The sequence below is a fragment of the Pseudomonas sp. LBUM1645 genome (genome assembly GCF_059716185.1).
Genome location: NZ_CP166811.1, coordinates 69,482 through 89,358, shown reverse-complemented (window position 1 = coordinate 89,358; position 19,877 = coordinate 69,482). Strand labels below are relative to the sequence as shown.

Genomic DNA, 19,877 nt, shown 5'->3' with positions numbered 1-19,877 from the left:
CTCAAGGAAGACGCCATGCCCGACACCAATCCGCCTTTGCAGGCCTGGGATCTGCCGTCTTATTCGGCGGTTCGCGCCGAGCATCTAGCGTTTCTTGAACAGCCGATCGCCGAAGATCTTTTCGCGCTTTCGTCAGAGGCCGTTGCCGGCTGACGTAACGGTTTACTCGACATGGGCCGATTTGAACCAGCTCTTCATCGAACAACTGGCGAACGGGCTCGTGCTGCAATCGCCGTTGGCCAACGCGGTGCGGAGCTTCTCGACATCGGCCTGCATCATGTAACGGATGCCGTCCTTGAAATGAGTGCTGTCACCAAAGCCGCCCTGGGTCATTTCGTTCAGGGCGTCTTCCTTGCTCCAGCCCTGCACCACGACCCGGTACATGGCCGCCATCAGGCCCGTGCGGTCGGAACCATGTTTGCAGTGCATCAGCACCGGCCCCTTGGCTTCGGCGGTCTGGATCGCGCGAAGGGCCTTGAGCACATCCGCGTCATCCACATGGTTGGTGCGATAGGGGAGCTGTACTTGTGCGATACCTGGCGTCGCCAACCAACTTGAGTCCGACTCGGGCAGGAACGTGATAACGGTCCCGACCTTGAGTTTTTCCAGTAACGGCACGGCGCCTCTGTCGGGCAATGCACTGCGATAGAGCGTCGGGGACATTTTGAAGAGGTTGTATTGCACCTCAACCGATTGAGCCCACTCCGCAGGTCGGGGCAACGCACTGTCGTCGGCAAGGGCCAGCGTCAGGTTTAAAAATGCGGCCAGCGACAGGCAAATCGCTGGGAAACAACGCAGTAGAGACATGCTCGGGGTGACCGTTCAGGAAGAATCGGGAAGATGACGCCCAGCTTCAACCCCGAGCGGTCAAAGGCCTGTGACCCCTCTGTCAAAGAATCGTGAATCAGCCGATCGCTTTCGTCGCAAAACCGAGGTTTTTCAGCTGAATCGGTTCATCTTTATGCTTAGCCTGCTACCATTTGTTTCTCCATATTACCGATGCGCCCTATTGCTCCCCGTTTGCTGGCGTTCTGCATCGGTGTCAAAACGAAAAGTCGTCCTGCGAGACGGCTGAAAAACCGCTAATGCCTGATGAGGTGCCCCCCTATGTCCGATCAAGATCGAGACAACCCGCGGCGTGAGTTTTTGCGCAAATCCCTGACCTTGATCCCGGTGGTCACCGTTGCCAGCACCGGTCTGGGCAGCACGGTCCTGATGGCCGCGCCCGAAGCAGCCCCGGCCAGTTCCGGCAAAGCGCCGGTCAGCACCAGCACCTATGAACCCAGCTACTTCACCGCCGAAGAATGGACGTTCATCCAGGCGGCTGTCGCCCAGCTGATTCCGAGCGATGCCCAAGGGCCAGGCGCCCTGGAAGCCGGTGTGCCCGAATACATCGACCGCCAGATGAACACGCCTTACGCGGCCGGTGCACTGTGGTTCATGCAGGGACCATTCAACGCAGACGCTGCTCCGGAAATGGGCTGGCAGAGCAAACTGGTGCCCAAAGAGATTTATCGCCTGGGCATCGCCGCGACGGATGCTTGGTCGAAAACGTTCAACGGTAAAGTATTTGCTGAGCAAGACAGCGCTACCCGAGACGATTTGCTCAAACAACTCGAGGCCGGAAAACCTCAGTTCGACAGTGTTCCAGCGAAGATTTTCTTCAACCTGCTGCTGCAAAACACCAAAGAAGGGTTCTTCTGCGACCCGATTCACGGCGGCAATAAAGGCATGGTCGGCTGGACCATGATCGGCTTCCCCGGCGCCCGCGCCGATTTCATGGATTGGGTGGAACGCAACGAGCAATACCCCTTCCCGGCAGTTTCGATTCGCGGCGAGAGGGCGTAAGCATGGCAACGGTAATGAAGAAGGTCGACGCAGTGATCGTCGGTTTTGGCTGGACGGGCGCGATCATGGCCAAGGAACTGACAGAAGCCGGCCTGAATGTGCTGGCGCTGGAGCGCGGGCCGATGCAGGACACTTACCCCGACGGCAACTATCCACAGGTGATCGACGAACTCACCTACAGCGTGCGGAAAAAACTCTTCCAGGACATTTCCAAAGAGACCGTGACCATTCGCCATAGCGTGAATGACATCGCGTTGCCGAACCGCCAATTGGGCGCCTTCCTGCCCGGCAATGGTGTCGGTGGCGCGGGTCTGCATTGGTCCGGCGTGCACTTTCGGGTCGACCCGATCGAGTTGCGCATGCGCAGCCACTATGAAGAACGCTACGGCAAAAGCTTCATCCCCAAGGACATGACCATCCAGGACTTCGGCGTCAGCTATGAAGAGCTGGAACCGTTTTTCGATTACGCCGAGAAGGTATTTGGCACTTCGGGTCAGGCCTGGACGGTGAACGGTCAGTTGGTCGGCGAAGGCAAGGGCGGCAACCCGTACGCGCCGGACCGTTCGAATCATTTCCCGCTGGAATCGCAGAAGAACACTGTCTCCGCACAGCTGTTTCAGAAAGCGGCCACCGCGGTGGGTTACAAACCCTACAACCTGCCCTCGGCCAATACGTCAGGCCCCTACACCAACCCCTACGGCGCGCAGATGGGCCCGTGCAACTTCTGCGGTTTTTGCAGCGGCTATGTCTGCTACATGTATTCCAAGGCATCGCCGAACGTAAACATTTTGCCGGCGCTCAAACCGCTGCCCAATTTCGAGCTGCGGCCCAACTCCCACGTACTGCGGGTCAATCTCGACAGCACCAAGAGCAAGGCGACAGGCGTGACTTACATCGACGGCCAGGGCCGGGAGATCGAGCAGCCCGCCGACCTGGTGATCCTCGGTGCCTTCCAGTTCCACAATGTGCGGCTGATGTTGCTTTCGGGTATCGGCAAGCCCTACGACCCGATCACTGGCGAAGGCGTGGTCGGCAAGAACTTCGCTTACCAGAACATGGCCACCATCAAGGCCTACTTCGACAAAGACACCCACACCAACAACTTTATTGGTGCCGGCGGGAACGGCGTGGCGGTGGACGACTTCAACGCCGACAACTTCGATCACGGCCCCCATGGCTTCGTCGGCGGCTCGCCGATGTGGGTCAACCAGGCCGGCAGCCGACCGATCGCAGGCACATCCAACCCGCCGGGCACCCCGGCCTGGGGCAGTGCCTGGAAACGTGCCACCGCCGATTACTACACCCATCAAGTGTCGATGGATGCCCACGGCGCGCATCAATCCTACCGCGGCAACTACCTCGATCTGGACCCGGTGTACCGCGATGCCTACGGCTTGCCGCTGTTGCGGATGACCTTCGACTGGCAGGAAAACGACATCAAGATGAACCGCTTCATGGTCGAAAAAATGGGCAAGATCGCCGAAGCGATGGGCCCCAAAGCCATCGCCGTGATTGGCAAGAAGGTTGGCGATCACTTCAACACCGCGTCTTACCAGACCACCCACCTCAACGGTGGCGCGATCATGGGCACCAATCCGAAAACCAGCGCCCTGAACCGTTACTTGCAGAGCTGGGACGTACACAACGTTTTCGTCCCCGGAGCGTCAGCTTTCCCACAAGGCCTGGGCTACAACCCTACCGGCCTGGTGGCAGCGTTGACCTACTGGTCGGCCCGGGCGATCCGCGAGCAGTACCTGAAAAACCCCGGCCCGCTGGTTCAGGCTTAAGGAGCGATGACCATGAAAGCACTTGTTATCGCGACCCTGGCGCTGCTCAGTTGTGGCTCGATCAACGCCGCAGAAGTTGATCAAAACCTGATCAAACAAGGCGAGTACCTCGCCCGCGCGGGTGACTGCGTGGCCTGCCACACCGCCAAGGATGGCAAGCCGTTCGCCGGTGGCCTGCCGATGGAAACGCCGATCGGGACGATCTATTCCACCAATATCACGCCGGATAAAACCGGCCTGGGCGACTACGGCTTCGAGGACTTCGACAAGGCAGTCCGACATGGCGTCGTCAAAAACGGTAGTACGTTGTACCCGGCGATGCCCTATCCGTCCTACGCCAGCGTCAACGAAACCGACATGAAAGCCTTGTACGCCTACTTCATGCACGGCGTGGCGCCTGTCGCCCAGGAGAACAAGGCCAGCGACATCCCTTGGCCTTTGAGCATGCGCTGGCCGCTTGCGGGCTGGCGCTGGATGTTTGCCCCGGCCGTGGCGGACTACAAAGCGGCACCCGGCGAAGATGCGGTGGTCAGTCGTGGGGCTTATCTGGTGGAAGGCCTTGGACATTGCGGCGCGTGCCATACGCCGCGTGCCCTGACCATGCAGGAAAAAGCCCTGAATGCAGGCGAAGGCAGCGCATTTCTGTCAGGCAGTGCGCCGCTTGAAGGCTGGATCGCGAAAAGTCTGCGCGGCGATCACAAAGACGGCCTCGGCAGCTGGAGCGAAGAACAACTGGTGCAGTTTCTCAAGACCGGTCGCAGCGACCGCAGCGCGGTGTTTGGTGGCATGAGTGATGTGGTGACGCACAGCATGCAATACATGACCGACAACGATCTGACCGCGATTGCCCGTTACCTCAAGTCCTTGCCGGCGAATGATCCCAATGATCAGCCGCATCAGTACGACAAACAGGTCGCACAGGCGCTGTGGAACGGGGACGACAGCAAGCCCGGCGCTTCGGTGTACATCGACAACTGCGCGGCCTGTCACCGTACCGATGGTCATGGCTACACCAAAGTGTTCCCGGCACTGGCAGGCAACCCGGTGTTGCAGTCGGAGGATCCGACGTCGCTGATTCACATCGTGCTCAAGGGCGGTACGCTGCCGGCGACTCATACGGCGCCTTCGACCTTTACCATGCCGGGATTCGCCTGGCGCTTATCGGATCAGGAAGTGGCGGATGTGGTGAGTTTCATTGCCACTAGTTGGGGAAATAAAGGTGCCACTGTTAAAGCCAGTGATGTAATGGCGTTAAGGGAAGACGATATGAAAACGACTTCAAATGATGACATTGGCCAAACAACGACTCATTAAATAAAATAAAAAAGCGGTATGGAAACTCCATACCGCTTTTTTAGGTTCAGTGACAACCTACCGCGCACTCAATATTCACCGACTGCATGCGTTCAATCGCGATTACGGATTGGCGATCTTCGAATAGGCACTCGCCAAGGCCAGCAGAACGGCCTTGTCTTGTGCGTCGATGTCACCATCACCGTCCACATCAGCACGGGCAGGACCCATGGTGAAAGTCTTGCCGCCGTCGTTCGATACGGCCTCGCGGGTGCTCGAGTCCAGCAGAGAGTAAGTGACAGCACGGTTTTCCGGATCGTAACCCTCTTCCTTTAGGGCAAACTGCATGGAAACCCGAACTTCTTTTGGACTAACAATAGACGCTGGCAACAGCTGCAAAAAAATACCGCGCTGATTGTAATTCGACATTAATTAATTCCATTTAATAATTGAACACGAGAACTTCGTGTGAGGAGGATATTACTTATAGCTCTTATAATTATGCCAGGCGTTATATGTATCTCATAATGACGAACACTTTAACCAATTGGTAGAAATACAAAGAACCAGGCTTTTTAGAGTGATCAGGCGCCGAACGGCACTGGCCGAATTTGTCGAGGCCGTATACTGTATGAACATACAGCCAAAGGGTCTTGTCGATGGCTACTCCCCTACCACCTCGCGGCCGCGGTACCGCGACCAACCCGCACAACCGCTTCGCGCCGAATCGCTCGGTGGCCGAGGATGACGGTTGGTATCAGGAAGCGCCGATCACCCAAGGCACCGAGGTGCGCATCGAAACGGCGAAAACCATCATCACTCGCAACAACTCGCCGGACTTGCCCTTCGATCGTTCGATCAATCCCTATCGCGGCTGCGAGCATGGCTGCATCTATTGCTACGCGCGGCCCAGCCACGCTTATTGGGACATGTCGCCAGGTCTGGACTTCGAAACCAAACTGATCGCCAAGACCAACGCCGCCGATGTGCTGGAAGAACAACTGTCCAAGCGCGGCTATCAATGTGCGCCGATCAATCTGGGCTCCAACACGGACCCTTATCAGCCGATCGAGCGCGAACACAAAATCACCCGCAAAACCCTCGAAGTGCTGCTGCGTTATCGTCACCCGGTGACCATCATTACCAAGGGCTCGCTGATTCTTCGGGATCTGGACCTGCTGGTCGAACTCGCCGAGCAAAGGCTGGTGGCGGTGATGATCAGCCTCACCACTCTGGACGATGAGCTCAAACGCATCCTCGAACCGCGCGCCGCTGCACCCAAGGCCCGGTTGCGGGCGATCCGCGTGATGCGTGAAGCGGGAATTCCGGTGGGCGTTCTGTGCTCGCCGATGATTCCGATGATCAACGACAGCGAACTCGAAAGCCTGCTCACCGAAGCGCATGCCGCGGGGGCGCAAAGTGCGGCCTACATGATGCTGCGCCTGCCGCTGGAAGTTGCGCCGCTGTTCGAAGAGTGGCTGGCGGCCCACTATCCTCAGCGTGCCGCGCATGTGTTGAGCCTGATTCGTCAGAGCCGTGGTGGCGAGCTCTACGACAGTCGCTTCGGTGCCAGGATGCGTGGCGAAGGGCCGTTTGCCGATCTGCTGGCGCAACGATTTGCCAAAACCATCAAACGCCTGGGGCTCAATCGTCGGGAAGGTTTCAATCTGGACTGCGAAGCCTTCTGTCCGCCGGGTCGCCAGATGTCGTTGATTTGAGGACAATTGGCCTATGGTTGAGTAGTGTGGAATACACTTTGCCACTACGCCGGTCACGTTTTCTGTGACCTGGAACACACGTTCTAGAGCGTTTTATTCAGTTTGAGTTAAGTTTCGGCCGCTACCTTGTTCATCGAGTGACTGACGGGTCGAGATTCTCGGCCTGGATGTTTTTTTAAACAGCCACTGGCTTCACACCGGACAAAACGGGAAAATTCCCTGACTCCGCCAAAGAGGATGAATCATGAGTGACAAGGATAAACAGCCGTTGGCTGCGTCGGCTTCAGCCCAACCGGAGGCGGAAACCGCCGATGCAGCGCTGAAGCATATCGTTGACGGCTTTTTGCATTTTCATCACGAAGTTTTTCCACAGCAGGAAGAACTCTTCAAAAAACTCGCCACGGCCCAGAGCCCCAGAGCGATGTTCATCGCCTGCGCCGATTCGCGCATCGTTCCTGAGCTGATCACCCAAAGCGCCCCCGGCGACCTGTTCGTGACCCGTAACGTCGGCAACGTTGTGCCGCCTTATGGGCAAATGAACGGCGGTGTTTCCACGGCAATCGAATACGCCGTTCTGGCCCTCGGCGTGCAGCACATCATCATCTGCGGGCACTCCGACTGTGGCGCGATGCGCGCAGTGCTCAACCCGCAAAGCCTGGAAAAAATGCCGACGGTCAAAGCCTGGCTGCGTCATGCCGAAGTGGCAAAAACCATGGTCCAGGAAAACTGCCATTGCGCTGACGAAAACGAAAGCATGCACGTCCTCACCGAGGAGAATGTGATCGCTCAGCTGCAACATTTGCGCACACACCCGTCGGTGGCCTCGCGCATGGCCAATGGTCAGCTGTTTATCCATGGTTGGATCTACAACATCGAAACCAGCGAAATCAGAGCTTACGACGCGGACAAGGGTTGTTTCCTGCCGCTCGACGGCAGCCATCCGATTCCGGTGGCGACGCCTAAAGCGCGCTTCTAAATCTTCCTAAATCATTGTGTGGTTTAGCCGAGGCTGCCGATCAGGCAGCCCGGCTTCGCCACGCCTGAAGAAAACTTCGGGAGAGTCACCATGCGTGCTGCTCAACTTAAAGCTGTTCTGCCACGGGAGCTGCTGGCGTCCGTGGTTGTGTTTCTCGTCGCCCTGCCCTTGTGCATGGGCATCGCCATCGCCTCGGGGCTGCCGCCGTCCAAGGGTTTGATCACCGGGATCATCGGTGGCTTGGTGGTGGGCTGGATTGCCGGTTCACCATTGCAAGTCAGCGGCCCGGCGGCCGGTTTGGCGGTTCTGGTGTTTGAACTGGTACGCCAGCACGGCATCGCCATGCTCGGGCCAATCCTGCTGCTGGCCGGTTTTCTGCAGCTGGTGGCCGGGCGTTTGAAACTGGGCTGCTGGTTTCGGGTCACGGCGCCTGCGGTGGTGTACGGCATGCTCGCCGGGATTGGCGTTTTGATCGTGCTATCACAGGTGCATGTGATGCTCGACTCCGTGCCCAAGCCTTCGGGGCTGGATAATCTGGCAGCCTTCCCGGCTGCCGTCGTCCAGGCCTTGCCCTCCTTCGGTTGGCAAGCCGGTTTGCTCGGGCTGTCGACGATTGCGGTGATGTGGTTGTGGGAGAAATTTCGCCCCCATTCCCTGCGCTTCATTCCCGGCGCGCTCCTTGGCGTAGGCCTGGCGACCGTCGCCAGCCTGGTGCTCGCCTTACAGGTCAAACGAGTGGAAGTCCCAGCCAACCTGGCGGAAGCCATCGACTGGCTGAAACCTGCGGATCTGCTCAATCTGGCTGATCCGACCTTGCTGATCGCCGCATTTGCCGTGGCCTTCATCGCCAGCGCCGAAACCCTACTCTCGGCCGCCGCGGTGGACCGCATGCACAGTGGCCAGCGCTCCGACTTCGACCGGGAATTGTCGGCTCAAGGCGTCGGCAACATGCTCTGCGGTCTGCTCGGCGCGCTACCGATGACCGGCGTGATCGTGCGCAGTTCGGCCAACGTCCAGGCCGGCGCCACCACGCGACTGTCGGCGATCTTCCATGGCCTGTGGCTGCTGGCTTTCGTGTTGCTGCTGTCCAGCGTGCTGCAAAGCATTCCGGTGGCGAGCCTGGCGGGCGTTCTGGTTTACACCGGTTTCAAACTGGTCGACCTCAAGGCCTTCCGCGGTCTGGGCCGTTATGGGCGGATGCCGATGTTCACCTACGCGGCAACAGCCCTGGCGATCATCTTCACCGACCTGCTGACTGGCGTGCTGATCGGCTTCGGCCTGACCCTGGCCAAACTGGCCTGGAAGGCTTCGCGGCTGAAAATCAGCCTGATCGATCTGCCCAAGGACGGCGAAATGGAACTGCGATTGATAGGTGCAGCGACCTTTCTCAAAGTGCCGGCGCTGACCCAGGTGCTGGGGACCATTCCGGCAGGCGCGACGGTGCATGTGCCACTTAATAACTTGAGCTACATCGATCACTCGTGTCTGGAGTTGCTGGAGGAATGGGGTCGGGCCAATGCAGCCAAGGGATCAAAACTGTTGATTGAAGCGCGGGGGTTGAAGCGCAGGCTGGAAGGGCGATTGCGGACCACGACGGGCGTCGGCTCCGCAGCCGCTTAAAAAAATCGCAGCCAACAGGCTGCGATTTTTTTATGGGCAACGTATCAAGCGGCTGGCTGATCCAGTTCCAGCTCTACGCCCAGCTGGCGCGACAGGCACGGCCAGCGCTTCCACGCCGCGCCAGTGTCCGGACTGTTGAGTTTCTCGCGGTAGGCTTCCACCGATTCCAGCGCGAAGCTCTCTTCGTTAAGCATCTCGTCCACGGCGTGATGCACTGCCTCATCCAGTTGATTGGCAAACTCCTCGCCGATCAGTTGGTGAGCAATCAGGTTGGCAACAGTCGTGTCCAAGGGGATCAGCGGCTGGCCAAAATGCTTGATGTACAGGTCGTTAACCTCTTCAACCAACCGATGCGCCAGATAGGCTTCGTCCAGCAGGCTGTCCAGACCGACATGACCGGCCATGATCGCCGGCGGCTGAAGGAAGAACTGCTCGGCGATTTTCAGCACCGGTTTGATCTGTGATTCGATACCCGCTTCCCTGGCGACTTCATTGGCTGCGTCCAGCAGGTCCGGCACTTGCTCTATATACGCGGCCACAAAACGCGTCATCACGCCGTTGGCGTCGACATCCGGCAATTGGATGGCGGAGTGAAGGTGTGGCAGTTGGGTTTCCAGCTGACGAGTCAGCTGGCCGGTTTCGGCTTCGTGTTGTTGGGCTTTTTGGATCTGCTCGCGCAATGCGGCGGTGTTCATGAAAACTCCAGGAAACAAAGGCAATGAAATAGGGAAGACATAACTTAGCTGGCATACGAAAAATGCTAAGACGCATTTGTCATAATTATTTCATCCTTGAGACATCAAAGTTATATCGGTTTGCCACCACTCGTCTGCATCCTTCTCCATTCGTGCCCTGGAACGCAAGTCCCAGCTGTTTCAGATGATTTACGCCCTCACATTGCGAGGTGGCAGTCGCTGTCTATACTCGGGTGGGAATGGAGTTAGCTGATGACGCCCGACTGCACACGTAGCAAGGCCCGGCGATTCAAGTTCGTAGTCTGACAAAGCCGCTCCCTTGCCGCAGGTGAAAGCCGGCGGGATAAAAAGAACGATAAGGGGAACCCGCAATGATGCGACATCCACACGTCTGGATGGGCCTCCTGTTGTGGTCGATTTTCAGTCAGGCACAAGCGGCCTGGACTGTGAATATGGCGCCAGGAGCGACTGAAATCAGTCACGCAGTATTTGACCTGCACATGACCATTTTCTGGATCTGTGTAGTGATCGGCATCATCGTCTTCGGCGCCATGTTCTGGTCGATGATTCTCCACCGCCGCTCGACCGGGCAGGTGGCCGCAAAATTTCATGAAAGCACCACCGTTGAAATCCTCTGGACCATCGTGCCCTTCCTGATCCTGGTGGCCATGGCGGTTCCCGCGACCGCAACCCTGATCAAGATGTACGACGCCAGTGAGCCGGATATCGATATCCAGGTCACCGGCTATCAGTGGAAGTGGCACTACAAATACCTGGGCCAGGACGTTGAGTTCTTCAGCAACCTGACCACGCCCGCCGATCAGATCCACAACAAGGAAGCCAAGAGCGAGCACTACTTGCTTGAGGTCGATAAGCCTTTGGTGCTGCCGATCGGCGCCAAGGTGCGCTTCCTGGTGACTTCCGCCGACGTCATCCACTCCTGGTGGGTGCCGGCCTTTGCGGTCAAGCGCGATGCGATTCCGGGGTTCGTCAACGAAGCCTGGACCCGTGTCGACAAGCCCGGCATCTACCGTGGCCAGTGCGCCGAATTGTGCGGCAAGGACCACGGCTTCATGCCCATTGTGGTCGAGGTCAAGGAAAAGGCCGATTACGAAAAATGGCTGGGCGAGCGCAAGGCTGAAGCCCTGCAGCTCAAAGAGCTGACCAGCAAGGAATGGACCCTCGACGAGCTCAAAGAGCGCGGCGACAAGATCTACCACACCACCTGCGTCGCCTGTCACCAGGCCGAAGGTCAGGGCCTGCCGCCGATGTTCCCGGCGCTCAAGGGCTCGAAAATCGCCACCGGACCGAAAGAAGGACACCTGAGCATTGTCTTCCACGGCAAGCCCGGCACCGCCATGGCGGCGTTCGGCAAGCAGCTCTCGGAAGTCGATATCGCAGCGGTCGTGACCTACGAACGTAACGCCTGGGGCAACAACAAGGGCGACATGGTCACCCCTAAAGAAGTGCTGGAGCTGAAACAGGCGGAAAGCAAATGACCCGGTCTATTGCGCACGTAAGGAACCAGTCGGGGCATCGCGCCCCGGCCTGCCCAGCCCATCTGTTTGCAGGAGACAGGACATGACTGCTGTCGTCGATGACCATGTTCATACCGGCACCGCCCACGCCCACGGCCCCGCCAAAGGCCTGATGCGCTGGGTGCTGACCACCAACCACAAGGATATCGGCACGCTGTACCTGTGGTTCGCGTTCTCCATGTTCTTGCTCGGCGGCTCGTTCGCGATGGTGATTCGTGCCGAGTTGTTCCAGCCGGGACTGCAAATCGTCCAGCCGGAATTCTTCAACCAGATGACCACCATGCACGGTCTGGTGATGGTCTTCGGTGCGGTGATGCCAGCCTTCGTCGGCCTCGCCAACTGGATGATCCCGTTGATGATCGGCGCTCCGGACATGGCCCTGCCACGGATGAACAACTTCAGCTTCTGGCTATTGCCGGCGGCGTTCATCCTGCTGGTATCGACTCTGTTCACCCCCGGCGGTGGACCGAACTTCGGCTGGACGTTCTACGCCCCGCTGTCGACGACCTACGCACCGGAAAGCGTGACGTTCTTCATCTTCGCCATCCACTTGATGGGGATCAGTTCGATCATGGGCGCGATCAACGTGATCGCCACCATCCTCAACCTGCGCGCGCCCGGCATGACGCTGATGAAAATGCCGTTGTTCGTCTGGACCTGGCTGATTACCGCGTTCCTGCTGATCGCGGTGATGCCGGTACTGGCCGGCTGCGTGACGATGATGCTGATGGACATCCACTTCGGCACCAGTTTCTTCAGTGCCGCCGGTGGCGGTGACCCGGTGTTGTTCCAGCACGTGTTCTGGTTCTTCGGTCACCCTGAGGTGTACATCATGATCCTGCCGGCCTTCGGTGCCGTCAGCTCGATCATTCCGGCCTTCTCACGCAAGCCGCTGTTCGGCTACACCTCGATGGTCTATGCGACGGCGAGTATCGCGTTCCTGTCGTTCATCGTCTGGGCGCACCACATGTTCGTGGTCGGCATTCCATTGGTGGGCGAGTTGTTCTTCATGTACGCCACGTTGCTGATCGCGGTGCCGACTGGAGTGAAGGTGTTCAACTGGGCCAGCACCATGTGGCAAGGCTCGCTGACCTTCGAGACACCGATGCTGTTTGCGGTGGCGTTCGTGATCCTGTTTTCCATTGGCGGGTTCTCCGGGTTGATGCTGGCCATCGCCCCGGCGGACTTCCAGTACCAGGACACCTACTTTGTGGTCGCGCACTTCCACTACGTGCTGGTACCGGGGGCGATCTTCGGGATCTTCGCTTCGGCTTACTACTGGATGCCGAAATGGACCGGCCACATGTACGACGAAACCCTTGGCAAGCTGCACTTCTGGCTCTCGTTCATCGGCATGAACATGGCGTTCTTCCCGATGCACTTCGTGGGGCTGGCGGGCATGCCGCGGCGGATTCCGGACTACAACCTGCAATTCGCCGACTTCAACATGGTGTCGTCGATCGGTGCGTTCATGTTCGGCGCCACGCAGATCTTCTTCCTGTTCATCGTAATCAAGACCATCCGTGGTGGCCCACCAGCACCGGCCAAACCGTGGGATGGGGCTGAAGGTCTGGAGTGGAGCATCCCGTCGCCGGCGCCGTATCACACCTTCACCACGCCGCCGGAAGTGAAATGAACAGCCTTGCCTTTGTGGGAGCGAGCTTGTGTGGCGAGGGAGCTTGCTCCCGCTGGGTCGCGAAGCGGCCCCAAAAGCTTTGCGTCTGCTTCGCAGCCGAGCGGGAGCAAGCTCCCTCGCCACAAAGGCCCGCTCCTACCGGGTTATGCGTAGAGGTTGGAAGCCATGGCTGATTCGATTTCGTTGAAGAAACTGGTCACGCGCCTGTTGCTGGTGGTGGTGGCGATGTTTGTCTTCGGGTTTGCCCTGGTGCCGATCTACGACGTGATGTGCAAGGCGTTCGGCATAAACGGCAAGACCGGCGGGCAGTATGAGGGCGAACAAACGGTCGACACCTCGCGACAGGTTCGCGTGCAGTTCCTGTCGACCAATGCCGCCGACATGTCCTGGGATTTCTACCCCAAGAGCGATGAGCTGACGGCTAATCCGGGGGCGGTGAACGAGATGATCTTCATCGCGCACAACCCCACCGATCGCCCGATGAGCGCCCAGGCAGTTCCGAGCATCGCGCCCAGTTCCGCGGCGGCGTACTTCCACAAGACAGAATGTTTCTGCTTTACCCAGCAAGTGCTGCAGCCCGGTCAACGGATCGAGATGCCGGTACGTTTCATCGTTGATCGCGACATGCCCAAGGATGTGAAGCACCTCACGCTGTCCTACACGCTGTTCGATATCACCGCCCGACATCCACCGGTAGCTGCAAACACTGGCGGCTGAGCGTGCCCGATAAGGAGAACAATAAATGGCAACTCATGAACATTATTACGTTCCGGCACAGAGCAAATGGCCGATCATTGCCACGGTCGGTATGTTCGTCACCGTGTTCGGCCTGGCCACCTGGTTCAACGACCTGAAGGCGGCGCGGCCGGAGTCCCACGGCCCGCTGATCTTTTTCGTCGGTGGCCTGCTGGTGGCCTACATGTTGTTCGGCTGGTTCAGTACGGTAATCAAGGAAAGCCGCCAGGGGTTGTACAGCGCACAGATGGATCGCTCGTTCCGCTGGGGCATGAGCTGGTTCATCTTCTCGGAGGTGATGTTCTTCATCGCGTTCTTCGGCGCGCTGTTTTATGTGAGAAACATTTCCGGCCCGGCGCTCGGGGGTGAAGGGGCCAAAGGCCTCGCTCATATGCTCTGGCCGAACTTCCAGTTTGCCTGGCCATTGCTGCAGACCCCTGATCCGAAACTCTTCCCGCCAGCCAAGGAAGTCATCAGCCCCTGGGGCCTGCCGCTGCTCAATACCGTTCTGCTGGTGAGCTCCAGCGTCACTGTGACCATTGCTCACCACGCCTTGAAAAAGGGCCATCGCGGCGCGCTGAAAATCTGGCTGGCACTCACCGTGTTACTGGGCTGCGCGTTCCTTGGTTTTCAGGCCGAAGAATACATGCACGCCTACCACGAACTGGGCCTGACGCTCGGTTCGGGCATCTACGGCGCGACCTTCTTCATGCTCACTGGCTTCCACGGCGCCCACGTGACCATCGGCACCATCATCCTGTTTGTGATGTTGATGCGGATCATGCGCGGGCACTTCGACGCCGATCATCAGTTCGCGTTTGAAGCCGCGAGTTGGTACTGGCACTTCGTGGACGTGGTGTGGATCGGTCTTTTCGTTTTCGTCTACGTGCTCTGAGGCTTACCAAGGTACGTGCGACACCAACTGGCCGCTGAAAAAACCCCAGGCAATCAAGCCGACGGTAATAGCGGCCAGCGCGACACGAACACTCAAGGCAATGACGAGGCGGTTCGAGCTGCTGTCGTCCTTGACCAGAAAAAACAGGCCGCTGAACAGGCTGACAACCGTGGCAATCAGCATCAGGACGATGGCTGCTTTGAGCATGGTGAGACTCCGGGGGAAAGGCGATGCACTTGAGTATAGCTATCGCGACTATCGACTTTCTGGCGACGCCATGAAGCGCTTTCGGCCGGGCATCGTGCCGACCCTGGTGGTCGCGGTGTTGTTGCCCATGCTGGTGTCACTCGGGTTCTGGCAATTGAGCCGGGGCGCAGAGAAAAGCGCGCTGCTGCAAAGCTACACCGAGCGCCGGGCCGCCGAACCGATGGCCAGCACCGAGCTGCAACACACCGCAGATCCGGCCTTCCGCCGGGTTCACCTACACGGCCAGTTCGATACCGCACACAGCCTGTTGCTGGATAACCGTCAGCGCGACGGCAAGGTTGGCGTCGAACTGCTGCAACCGTTTCAGGATCAGGCGACCGGGCTCTGGCTGCTGGTCAATCGCGGCTGGCTGCCATGGCCGGATCGCCGCACCCCACCGCAATTCACCACACCGACTCAGGCCTTGAGTCTCGTTGCCTGGGTCTACGTCTCCCCCGGCGCCACTTTCCAATTGCACGCCGACCCGAATACCACCACGTGGCCACAACTGATCACCGCGGTCGAACCGGCCAAGCTCTGGACGGCGCTGGATCGTGAAGGTTTTGCCTACGAATTACGCGCAGAAAGCGGTCCCGCGACTTACCAGGCTGACTGGCCGGTAGTCGCCATGGGACCGGAAAAACACCTGGCTTATGCCGTGCAGTGGTTCGCCATGTCGATCGCCCTGTTCGGCCTCTATCTCTATCTCGGCTGGCACAACGCAAAGGAGAAACACCATGGGAGCGGCCATGAATCCACCCAGCATGTCTGAGGCGAAAACGCCGGCGAGTCGGCGTAAAGGGCGCTTGCAGTTGCTGCTGATCCTGTTTGGGGTGATCGGTCCGATGATCCTCGCCACCGGCATGTACAAATTGCAGTTCTGGGTGCCGGAAGGTCGCAGCTATCACGGCGAACTGATCGGCAACGGCCAGACCCGCGCCGACCTCGGCGTGCAGGCGCAGGAGGATCGTTGGCAGATACTGGTGACCGCGCCCAAGGATTGCTCGGTGGACTGCCAGCAACTGGTGTACCTGGCGCGGCAAGTCCAGATTGGACTGGGCCGCGATGCCGGGCGCGCCAGTCACGCCATCGCCGCGGCGCAACCGCTGAGCAGCGATTACGACGCCAAGCTCACGCGCGAGTATCCTCAATTACAGCGTTATCCACTGAATTTGACCGACTTCCATAAGACCGCCGGCGACCAGTCAGTGCCGCAGCTGTGGATCATCGATCCGCATGGCAATCTGGTGCTGCGCTACGACCCGACGGTGAAGGGTAAGGATCTGCTCAACGACCTGCGCCATTTGCTGAAACTGTCGAACATCGGATAAGGGCATCGTCATGGCCAAACCTGGATTTCGCCTCGCGCTGTTTGCCACCTTGCTGGCACTGATTGTGGTGTTGCTCGGCGCCTACACCCGCCTGACCCACGCCGGGCTCGGTTGCCCGGACTGGCCGGGTTGCTATGGCTTTATCAGCGTGCCGAAAAGCGAAGTTCAATTGGCCCATGCCGAACTGCATTTTCCCGACGCTCCCGTCGAAGCCCATAAGGGCTGGAACGAGATGGTTCACCGCTACTTCGCCGGCACGCTGGGGCTGTTGATCTCGGTATTGGCCGGCCGCGCCTGGGTTCATCGTCGTCACCCAGGGCAGCCGGTGAAGTTGCCGTTGTTTTTGCTGGCAGTGGTGATTGCCCAAGCGGCATTCGGCATGTGGACGGTGACCCTCAAGCTCTGGCCACAAGTGGTGACCGGGCATTTGCTCGGCGGCTTTGCGACGTTGAGCCTGTTGTTTTTGCTGACGTTGCGATTGTCCGGCGTGCTACCAGCGCTGACCGTGCCACGGCGTTTGCAGTACTGGGCGACCGCCGGACTGCTTATGGTGATCCTGCAAATTGCCCTCGGTGGCTGGGTCAGTTCCAACTACGCAGCGGTGGCCTGTATCGACTTCCCGACCTGTCATGGTCAATGGCTGCCGGCTGCCGACTTCGCCAACGGCTTTCACCTGACCCAACACATCGGCCCCAATTACCTCGGCGGACAACTGGACAGCGATGCCCGCACAGCGATTCATCTGACTCACCGCATCGGCGCTTTGCTGGTGACCCTCGTGTTGCTGGGGCTGGCCTGGCAACTGAAGGTGGTCGGCATGACGCGCCTGGCCGGGCTGGTGCTGATCGCACTCGCCGCGCAAATCACCCTCGGCATCAGCAATGTGCTGTTTCACCTGCCACTGCCAGTGGCCGTCGCGCATAACGCTGGCGGCGCGGCGCTGTTGCTGACGATGGTGCTGGTCAATTATCACGCGCGAACCAGTCTGGTTCGGGTCAAGCAACAACCCCCTGCGCGCTGGCGGTTCAGCCCGCGCAAACACTCAGCCGGGCCCATAACAATAAAAGGAGAGATGCCATGGCGACTCTGATCGGCGCACGTCACAGTCAGGCGATCTGGCGTGACTACCTGGAGCTGACCAAGCCGAAAGTGGTGGTGCTGATGCTCATCACCTCGCTGGTCGGCATGTTCCTCGCAACCCGCGCCGGGGTGCCGTGGACGGTGCTGGTGTTCGGCAATCTGGGGATTGCGCTGTGTGCCGGTGGTGCGGCGGCGGTCAACCATGTCGTGGACCGGCGCATCGATGCGGTCATGGCCCGCACGCACAAACGTCCCCTGGCCGAAGGCCGAGTGTCGCCGGCGGCCGCGCTGACGTTTGCCTTGGTATTGGCGGTGCTTGGGCAAGCCGTACTGCTGGCCTTCACCAATCCACTGACGGCGTGGCTGACCCTGGCCTCACTGCTCGGCTATGCGGTGGTCTACACCGGTTTCCTGAAACGCGCGACACCGCAAAATATCGTCATCGGCGGACTGGCTGGAGCCGCCCCGCCGCTGCTCGGCTGGACCGCTGCCACCGGCCACGTCAGCGCCGAACCACTGTTGCTGGTGCTGATCATCTTCGCCTGGACCCCGCCGCACTTCTGGGCGCTGGCCATTCACCGCAAAGAGGAGTACGCCAAGGCCGACATCCCGATGCTGCCAGTGACCCATGGCGAGCACTACACCAAGGTCCATATCCTGCTTTATACCTTCGCGCTGCTGGCCGTGAGCCTGATGCCGTACGTGATCCACATGAGCGGCGTGCTCTACCTGATTTGTGCGCTGGGACTGGGCGCGAGGTTTCTGCAATGGGCCGTGGTGCTGTACCGTGGCACTCGGCCGCACGCGGCGATCAACACGTTCAAGTACTCTATTTACTACTTGTTCCTGCTGTTTATCGCGCTGCTCGTAGACCACTACTTACTGTTGAACCTATGACTCGAACCCAGAAAACCGTCTTCATCCTCGTCGCCCTGATCGCGCTGGTCCTGGGCCTGACCATCAACAAAGTGCTGTCCGGTAAAGGCCAGGGCGACCCGACAGCATTGATCGACGCCGGGATCATTCTGCTGCCGCAAAGCCGCAACCTGCCGGACGTGACGATGACCGACCAGAACGGCAAACCGGTGGCGGTCAACGAGCTGAAAGACAAATGGTCGCTGCTGTTCTTCGGCTACACCTTCTGCCCGGACATCTGCCCGACCACCCTCGCCCAACTGCGCCAGATCAAGAGCGAACTGCCGCCAGAGGCTGTGGCCAAGTTGCAGATCATTCTGGTCAGCGTCGACCCGAATCGCGACACGCCCCAGCAGCTCAAGCAGTACCTGGGCTACTTCGATCCGCAGTTCCAAGGGCTGACGGCTTCGTCGGTTGAAGACATTCAGAAACTGGCCAACGCGGTGAGTATTCCGTTCATTCCGGCGGACACCAGCAAGCCGAACTACACCGTTGACCACAGCGGCAACCTGGCGGTGATCGGGCCGGACGGGACGCAGCGTGGGTTCATTCGGGCGCCGTTGAACAACGTGAAATTGGTGGCGCAGCTGCCGGTGATGCTCAAACGCAACTAAATAAACACCGTCCCCTGTGGGAGCGAGCTTGCTCGCGATGGGGCCGGTACATCCAACATCTATGTCGACTGTCACACCGCTATCGCGAGCAAGCTCGCTCCCACAGGGGACGGTGTTTCAGGCATAAAAAAATGGGGCGCATTCGATGCGCCCCATTTTTTGTTAAAGCTTCAGATCAGAACGCCGGCACGACCGCGCCTTTGTACTTCTCGAGGATGAAGGCTTTCACTTCCGGGCTGTGCAGGGCAGCAATCAGCTTCTTCATCGCTTCGCTGTCCTTGTCGTCTGGACGGGCAACGAGGATGTTCACGTAAGGCGAGTCGCTGCCTTCGATGACCAGCGCGTCCTTGGACGGGTCAAGCTTGGCTTCCAGCGCGTAGTTGGTGTTGATCAGCGCCAGGTCGACCTGGGTCAGCACGCGCGGGATGGTCGCGGCTTCCAGTTCACGGAATTTCAGGTCCTTGGAATTCTCGGTGATGTCCTTGACGGTCGCGAGGATGTTGTTCGAGTCCTTCAGCTTGATCAGGCCAGCCTTCGCCAGCAGCAACAGCGCACGGCCGCCGTTGGTGGCGTCGTTCGGGATCACCACGTTGGCGCCGCCTGGCAGCTCGGTCAGCGCTTTGTACTTGCTGGAGTAAGCGCCCAGCGGTTCCAGGTGCACGCCGGCAACGGCCACCAGATTGGTGCCCTTGGCCTTGTTGAATTCATCGAGGTACGGCTGGTGCTGGAAGAAGTTGGCGTCCAGACGTTTTTCGGCTACCTGCACGTTCGGCTGGATGTAGTCGGTGAAGACCTTGACCTTCAGGTCCACGCCTTCTTTGGCCAGGGCCGGTTTCACGAACTCGAGGATTTCTGCGTGCGGAACCGGGGTAGCCGCGACGGTCAGGGTTTCATCGGCCTGAGCAGAGAACGCTGCAACGGCTGCGAGCGCTACGAGTAGTTTTTTCATT

21 protein-coding genes are annotated in these 19,877 nt (G+C 59.1%); 16 read left to right on the top strand and 5 right to left on the bottom strand.

The window, feature by feature from the left end; genetic code table 11:
• Positions 1-15: 15 nt before the first annotated feature.
• Positions 16-153 (top strand): hypothetical protein, encoded by a 138-nt coding sequence (locus ACA079_RS00420; RefSeq protein ID WP_497702218.1) that lies wholly within the window; start codon positions 16-18, stop codon positions 151-153.
• Positions 154-162: 9 nt separating this feature from the next.
• Here the strand turns inward: ACA079_RS00420 and ACA079_RS00415 are convergent, their stop codons facing one another.
• Positions 163-807 carry a phosphatase domain-containing protein gene (locus tag ACA079_RS00415; RefSeq protein ID WP_497702217.1) on the bottom strand — a complete coding sequence of 215 codons (645 nt, stop codon included), beginning with the start codon at positions 805-807 and terminating at the stop codon, positions 163-165.
• Positions 808-1,107: 300 nt separating this feature from the next.
• Here ACA079_RS00415 and ACA079_RS00410 point away from each other — a divergent pair, with 300 nt between their 5' ends.
• From ACA079_RS00410 to ACA079_RS00400, 3 genes are read left to right on the top strand one after another with little or no spacing between them, the layout of a single operon-like run.
• Entirely contained in the window at positions 1,108-1,848 is a 741-nt protein-coding gene (locus ACA079_RS00410) for a gluconate 2-dehydrogenase subunit 3 family protein (protein ID WP_462000360.1), read from the top strand.
• A gap of 2 nt (positions 1,849-1,850) precedes the next feature.
• Complete coding sequence (locus ACA079_RS00405) at positions 1,851-3,635, top strand: GMC family oxidoreductase (RefSeq protein WP_497702216.1); 1,785 nt, start codon at positions 1,851-1,853, stop codon at positions 3,633-3,635.
• Between the two features lie 12 nt (positions 3,636-3,647).
• Positions 3,648-4,949, top strand: a complete 1,302-nt coding sequence (locus ACA079_RS00400; RefSeq protein ID WP_497702215.1) for a c-type cytochrome — start codon at positions 3,648-3,650, stop codon at positions 4,947-4,949.
• Between the two features lie 102 nt (positions 4,950-5,051).
• Here the strand turns inward: ACA079_RS00400 and ACA079_RS00395 are convergent, their stop codons facing one another.
• Complete coding sequence (locus ACA079_RS00395) at positions 5,052-5,357, bottom strand: hypothetical protein (protein WP_497702214.1); 306 nt, start codon at positions 5,355-5,357, stop codon at positions 5,052-5,054.
• A gap of 230 nt (positions 5,358-5,587) precedes the next feature.
• Here ACA079_RS00395 and ACA079_RS00390 point away from each other — a divergent pair, with 230 nt between their 5' ends.
• The 3 genes from ACA079_RS00390 to ACA079_RS00380 all read left to right on the top strand — a co-directional run bounded on the left by ACA079_RS00390 (position 5,588) and on the right by ACA079_RS00380 (position 9,242).
• Positions 5,588-6,646 carry a PA0069 family radical SAM protein gene (locus ACA079_RS00390; protein ID WP_497702213.1) on the top strand — a complete coding sequence of 353 codons (1,059 nt, stop codon included), beginning with the start codon at positions 5,588-5,590 and terminating at the stop codon, positions 6,644-6,646.
• A 244-nt stretch (positions 6,647-6,890) separates the two neighbouring features.
• Positions 6,891-7,622, top strand: coding sequence for a carbonic anhydrase (locus ACA079_RS00385; RefSeq protein WP_415758468.1), 732 nt, complete (start codon positions 6,891-6,893; stop codon positions 7,620-7,622).
• Between the two features lie 90 nt (positions 7,623-7,712).
• Entirely contained in the window at positions 7,713-9,242 is a 1,530-nt protein-coding gene (locus ACA079_RS00380; protein ID WP_415772491.1) for a SulP family inorganic anion transporter, read from the top strand.
• Positions 9,243-9,286: 44 nt separating this feature from the next.
• Here the strand turns inward: ACA079_RS00380 and ACA079_RS00375 are convergent, their stop codons facing one another.
• The gene (locus ACA079_RS00375; protein WP_497702212.1) at positions 9,287-9,937 is read right to left on the bottom strand and encodes a hypothetical protein; all 651 of its coding nucleotides are present in this window, start codon (positions 9,935-9,937) and stop codon (positions 9,287-9,289) included.
• A gap of 371 nt (positions 9,938-10,308) precedes the next feature.
• Between ACA079_RS00375 and coxB the strand changes: the two genes are divergently transcribed.
• The 4 genes from coxB to ACA079_RS00355 all read left to right on the top strand — a co-directional run bounded on the left by coxB (position 10,309) and on the right by ACA079_RS00355 (position 14,741).
• On the top strand, positions 10,309-11,436 hold the full coding sequence (gene coxB, locus ACA079_RS00370) for a cytochrome c oxidase subunit II (protein WP_497702211.1): 1,128 nt from the start codon (positions 10,309-10,311) through the stop codon (positions 11,434-11,436).
• Positions 11,437-11,518: 82 nt separating this feature from the next.
• A complete protein-coding gene (gene ctaD / locus ACA079_RS00365; protein WP_008152477.1) occupies positions 11,519-13,111 on the top strand; it encodes a cytochrome c oxidase subunit I in 1,593 nt (530 codons plus the stop codon).
• Between the two features lie 165 nt (positions 13,112-13,276).
• Positions 13,277-13,828 (top strand): cytochrome c oxidase assembly protein, encoded by a 552-nt coding sequence (locus ACA079_RS00360; protein ID WP_497702210.1) that lies wholly within the window; start codon positions 13,277-13,279, stop codon positions 13,826-13,828.
• A 25-nt stretch (positions 13,829-13,853) separates the two neighbouring features.
• The gene (locus ACA079_RS00355) at positions 13,854-14,741 is read left to right on the top strand and encodes a cytochrome c oxidase subunit 3 (RefSeq protein ID WP_497702209.1); all 888 of its coding nucleotides are present in this window, start codon (positions 13,854-13,856) and stop codon (positions 14,739-14,741) included.
• A 3-nt stretch (positions 14,742-14,744) separates the two neighbouring features.
• Here ACA079_RS00355 and ACA079_RS00350 read toward each other — a convergent pair whose 3' ends face one another.
• Complete coding sequence (locus tag ACA079_RS00350) at positions 14,745-14,948, bottom strand: twin transmembrane helix small protein (RefSeq protein ID WP_008152470.1); 204 nt, start codon at positions 14,946-14,948, stop codon at positions 14,745-14,747.
• A gap of 70 nt (positions 14,949-15,018) precedes the next feature.
• Here ACA079_RS00350 and ACA079_RS00345 point away from each other — a divergent pair, with 70 nt between their 5' ends.
• The 5 genes from ACA079_RS00345 to ACA079_RS00325 are packed head-to-tail and all read left to right on the top strand — an operon-like array spanning position 15,019 to position 18,927.
• A complete protein-coding gene (locus ACA079_RS00345; RefSeq protein WP_497702208.1) occupies positions 15,019-15,759 on the top strand; it encodes an SURF1 family protein in 741 nt (246 codons plus the stop codon).
• Positions 15,725-16,318 carry a PA_0111/PP_0108 family redox-active disulfide protein gene (locus ACA079_RS00340; RefSeq protein ID WP_497702207.1) on the top strand — a complete coding sequence of 198 codons (594 nt, stop codon included), beginning with the start codon at positions 15,725-15,727 and terminating at the stop codon, positions 16,316-16,318. Before ACA079_RS00345 ends, ACA079_RS00340 begins: the two co-directional genes overlap by 35 nt.
• A gap of 10 nt (positions 16,319-16,328) precedes the next feature.
• Positions 16,329-17,408 (top strand): COX15/CtaA family protein, encoded by a 1,080-nt coding sequence (locus tag ACA079_RS00335; protein WP_497702206.1) that lies wholly within the window; start codon positions 16,329-16,331, stop codon positions 17,406-17,408.
• Positions 17,396-18,295 (top strand): heme o synthase, encoded by a 900-nt coding sequence (cyoE, locus tag ACA079_RS00330; protein WP_140676021.1) that lies wholly within the window; start codon positions 17,396-17,398, stop codon positions 18,293-18,295. Before ACA079_RS00335 ends, cyoE begins: the two co-directional genes overlap by 13 nt.
• The gene (locus ACA079_RS00325; protein ID WP_497702205.1) at positions 18,292-18,927 is read left to right on the top strand and encodes an SCO family protein; all 636 of its coding nucleotides are present in this window, start codon (positions 18,292-18,294) and stop codon (positions 18,925-18,927) included. The genes cyoE and ACA079_RS00325 overlap by 4 nt, the downstream gene beginning before the upstream one ends.
• 175 nt (positions 18,928-19,102) lie before the next feature.
• Here the strand turns inward: ACA079_RS00325 and ACA079_RS00320 are convergent, their stop codons facing one another.
• A complete protein-coding gene (locus ACA079_RS00320) occupies positions 19,103-19,876 on the bottom strand; it encodes a MetQ/NlpA family ABC transporter substrate-binding protein (RefSeq protein WP_497702204.1) in 774 nt (257 codons plus the stop codon).
• Between the last annotated feature and the right edge of the window lies 1 nt (position 19,877).

Coding starts and splice junctions, on each gene's coding strand:
- ACA079_RS00420 (WP_497702218.1), top strand. CDS start 16: ATGCCCGACACCAATCCGCCTTTGCAGGCCTGGGATCTGCCGTCTTAT.
- ACA079_RS00415 (WP_497702217.1), bottom strand. CDS start 807: ATGTCTCTACTGCGTTGTTTCCCAGCGATTTGCCTGTCGCTGGCCGCA.
- ACA079_RS00410 (WP_462000360.1), top strand. CDS start 1,108: ATGTCCGATCAAGATCGAGACAACCCGCGGCGTGAGTTTTTGCGCAAA.
- ACA079_RS00405 (WP_497702216.1), top strand. CDS start 1,851: ATGGCAACGGTAATGAAGAAGGTCGACGCAGTGATCGTCGGTTTTGGC.
- ACA079_RS00400 (WP_497702215.1), top strand. CDS start 3,648: ATGAAAGCACTTGTTATCGCGACCCTGGCGCTGCTCAGTTGTGGCTCG.
- ACA079_RS00395 (WP_497702214.1), bottom strand. CDS start 5,357: ATGTCGAATTACAATCAGCGCGGTATTTTTTTGCAGCTGTTGCCAGCG.
- ACA079_RS00390 (WP_497702213.1), top strand. CDS start 5,588: ATGGCTACTCCCCTACCACCTCGCGGCCGCGGTACCGCGACCAACCCG.
- ACA079_RS00385 (WP_415758468.1), top strand. CDS start 6,891: ATGAGTGACAAGGATAAACAGCCGTTGGCTGCGTCGGCTTCAGCCCAA.
- ACA079_RS00380 (WP_415772491.1), top strand. CDS start 7,713: ATGCGTGCTGCTCAACTTAAAGCTGTTCTGCCACGGGAGCTGCTGGCG.
- ACA079_RS00375 (WP_497702212.1), bottom strand. CDS start 9,937: ATGAACACCGCCGCATTGCGCGAGCAGATCCAAAAAGCCCAACAACAC.
- coxB (WP_497702211.1), top strand. CDS start 10,309: ATGATGCGACATCCACACGTCTGGATGGGCCTCCTGTTGTGGTCGATT.
- ctaD (WP_008152477.1), top strand. CDS start 11,519: ATGACTGCTGTCGTCGATGACCATGTTCATACCGGCACCGCCCACGCC.
- ACA079_RS00360 (WP_497702210.1), top strand. CDS start 13,277: ATGGCTGATTCGATTTCGTTGAAGAAACTGGTCACGCGCCTGTTGCTG.
- ACA079_RS00355 (WP_497702209.1), top strand. CDS start 13,854: ATGGCAACTCATGAACATTATTACGTTCCGGCACAGAGCAAATGGCCG.
- ACA079_RS00350 (WP_008152470.1), bottom strand. CDS start 14,948: ATGCTCAAAGCAGCCATCGTCCTGATGCTGATTGCCACGGTTGTCAGC.
- ACA079_RS00345 (WP_497702208.1), top strand. CDS start 15,019: ATGAAGCGCTTTCGGCCGGGCATCGTGCCGACCCTGGTGGTCGCGGTG.
- ACA079_RS00340 (WP_497702207.1), top strand. CDS start 15,725: ATGGGAGCGGCCATGAATCCACCCAGCATGTCTGAGGCGAAAACGCCG.
- ACA079_RS00335 (WP_497702206.1), top strand. CDS start 16,329: ATGGCCAAACCTGGATTTCGCCTCGCGCTGTTTGCCACCTTGCTGGCA.
- cyoE (WP_140676021.1), top strand. CDS start 17,396: ATGGCGACTCTGATCGGCGCACGTCACAGTCAGGCGATCTGGCGTGAC.
- ACA079_RS00325 (WP_497702205.1), top strand. CDS start 18,292: ATGACTCGAACCCAGAAAACCGTCTTCATCCTCGTCGCCCTGATCGCG.
- ACA079_RS00320 (WP_497702204.1), bottom strand. CDS start 19,876: ATGAAAAAACTACTCGTAGCGCTCGCAGCCGTTGCAGCGTTCTCTGCT.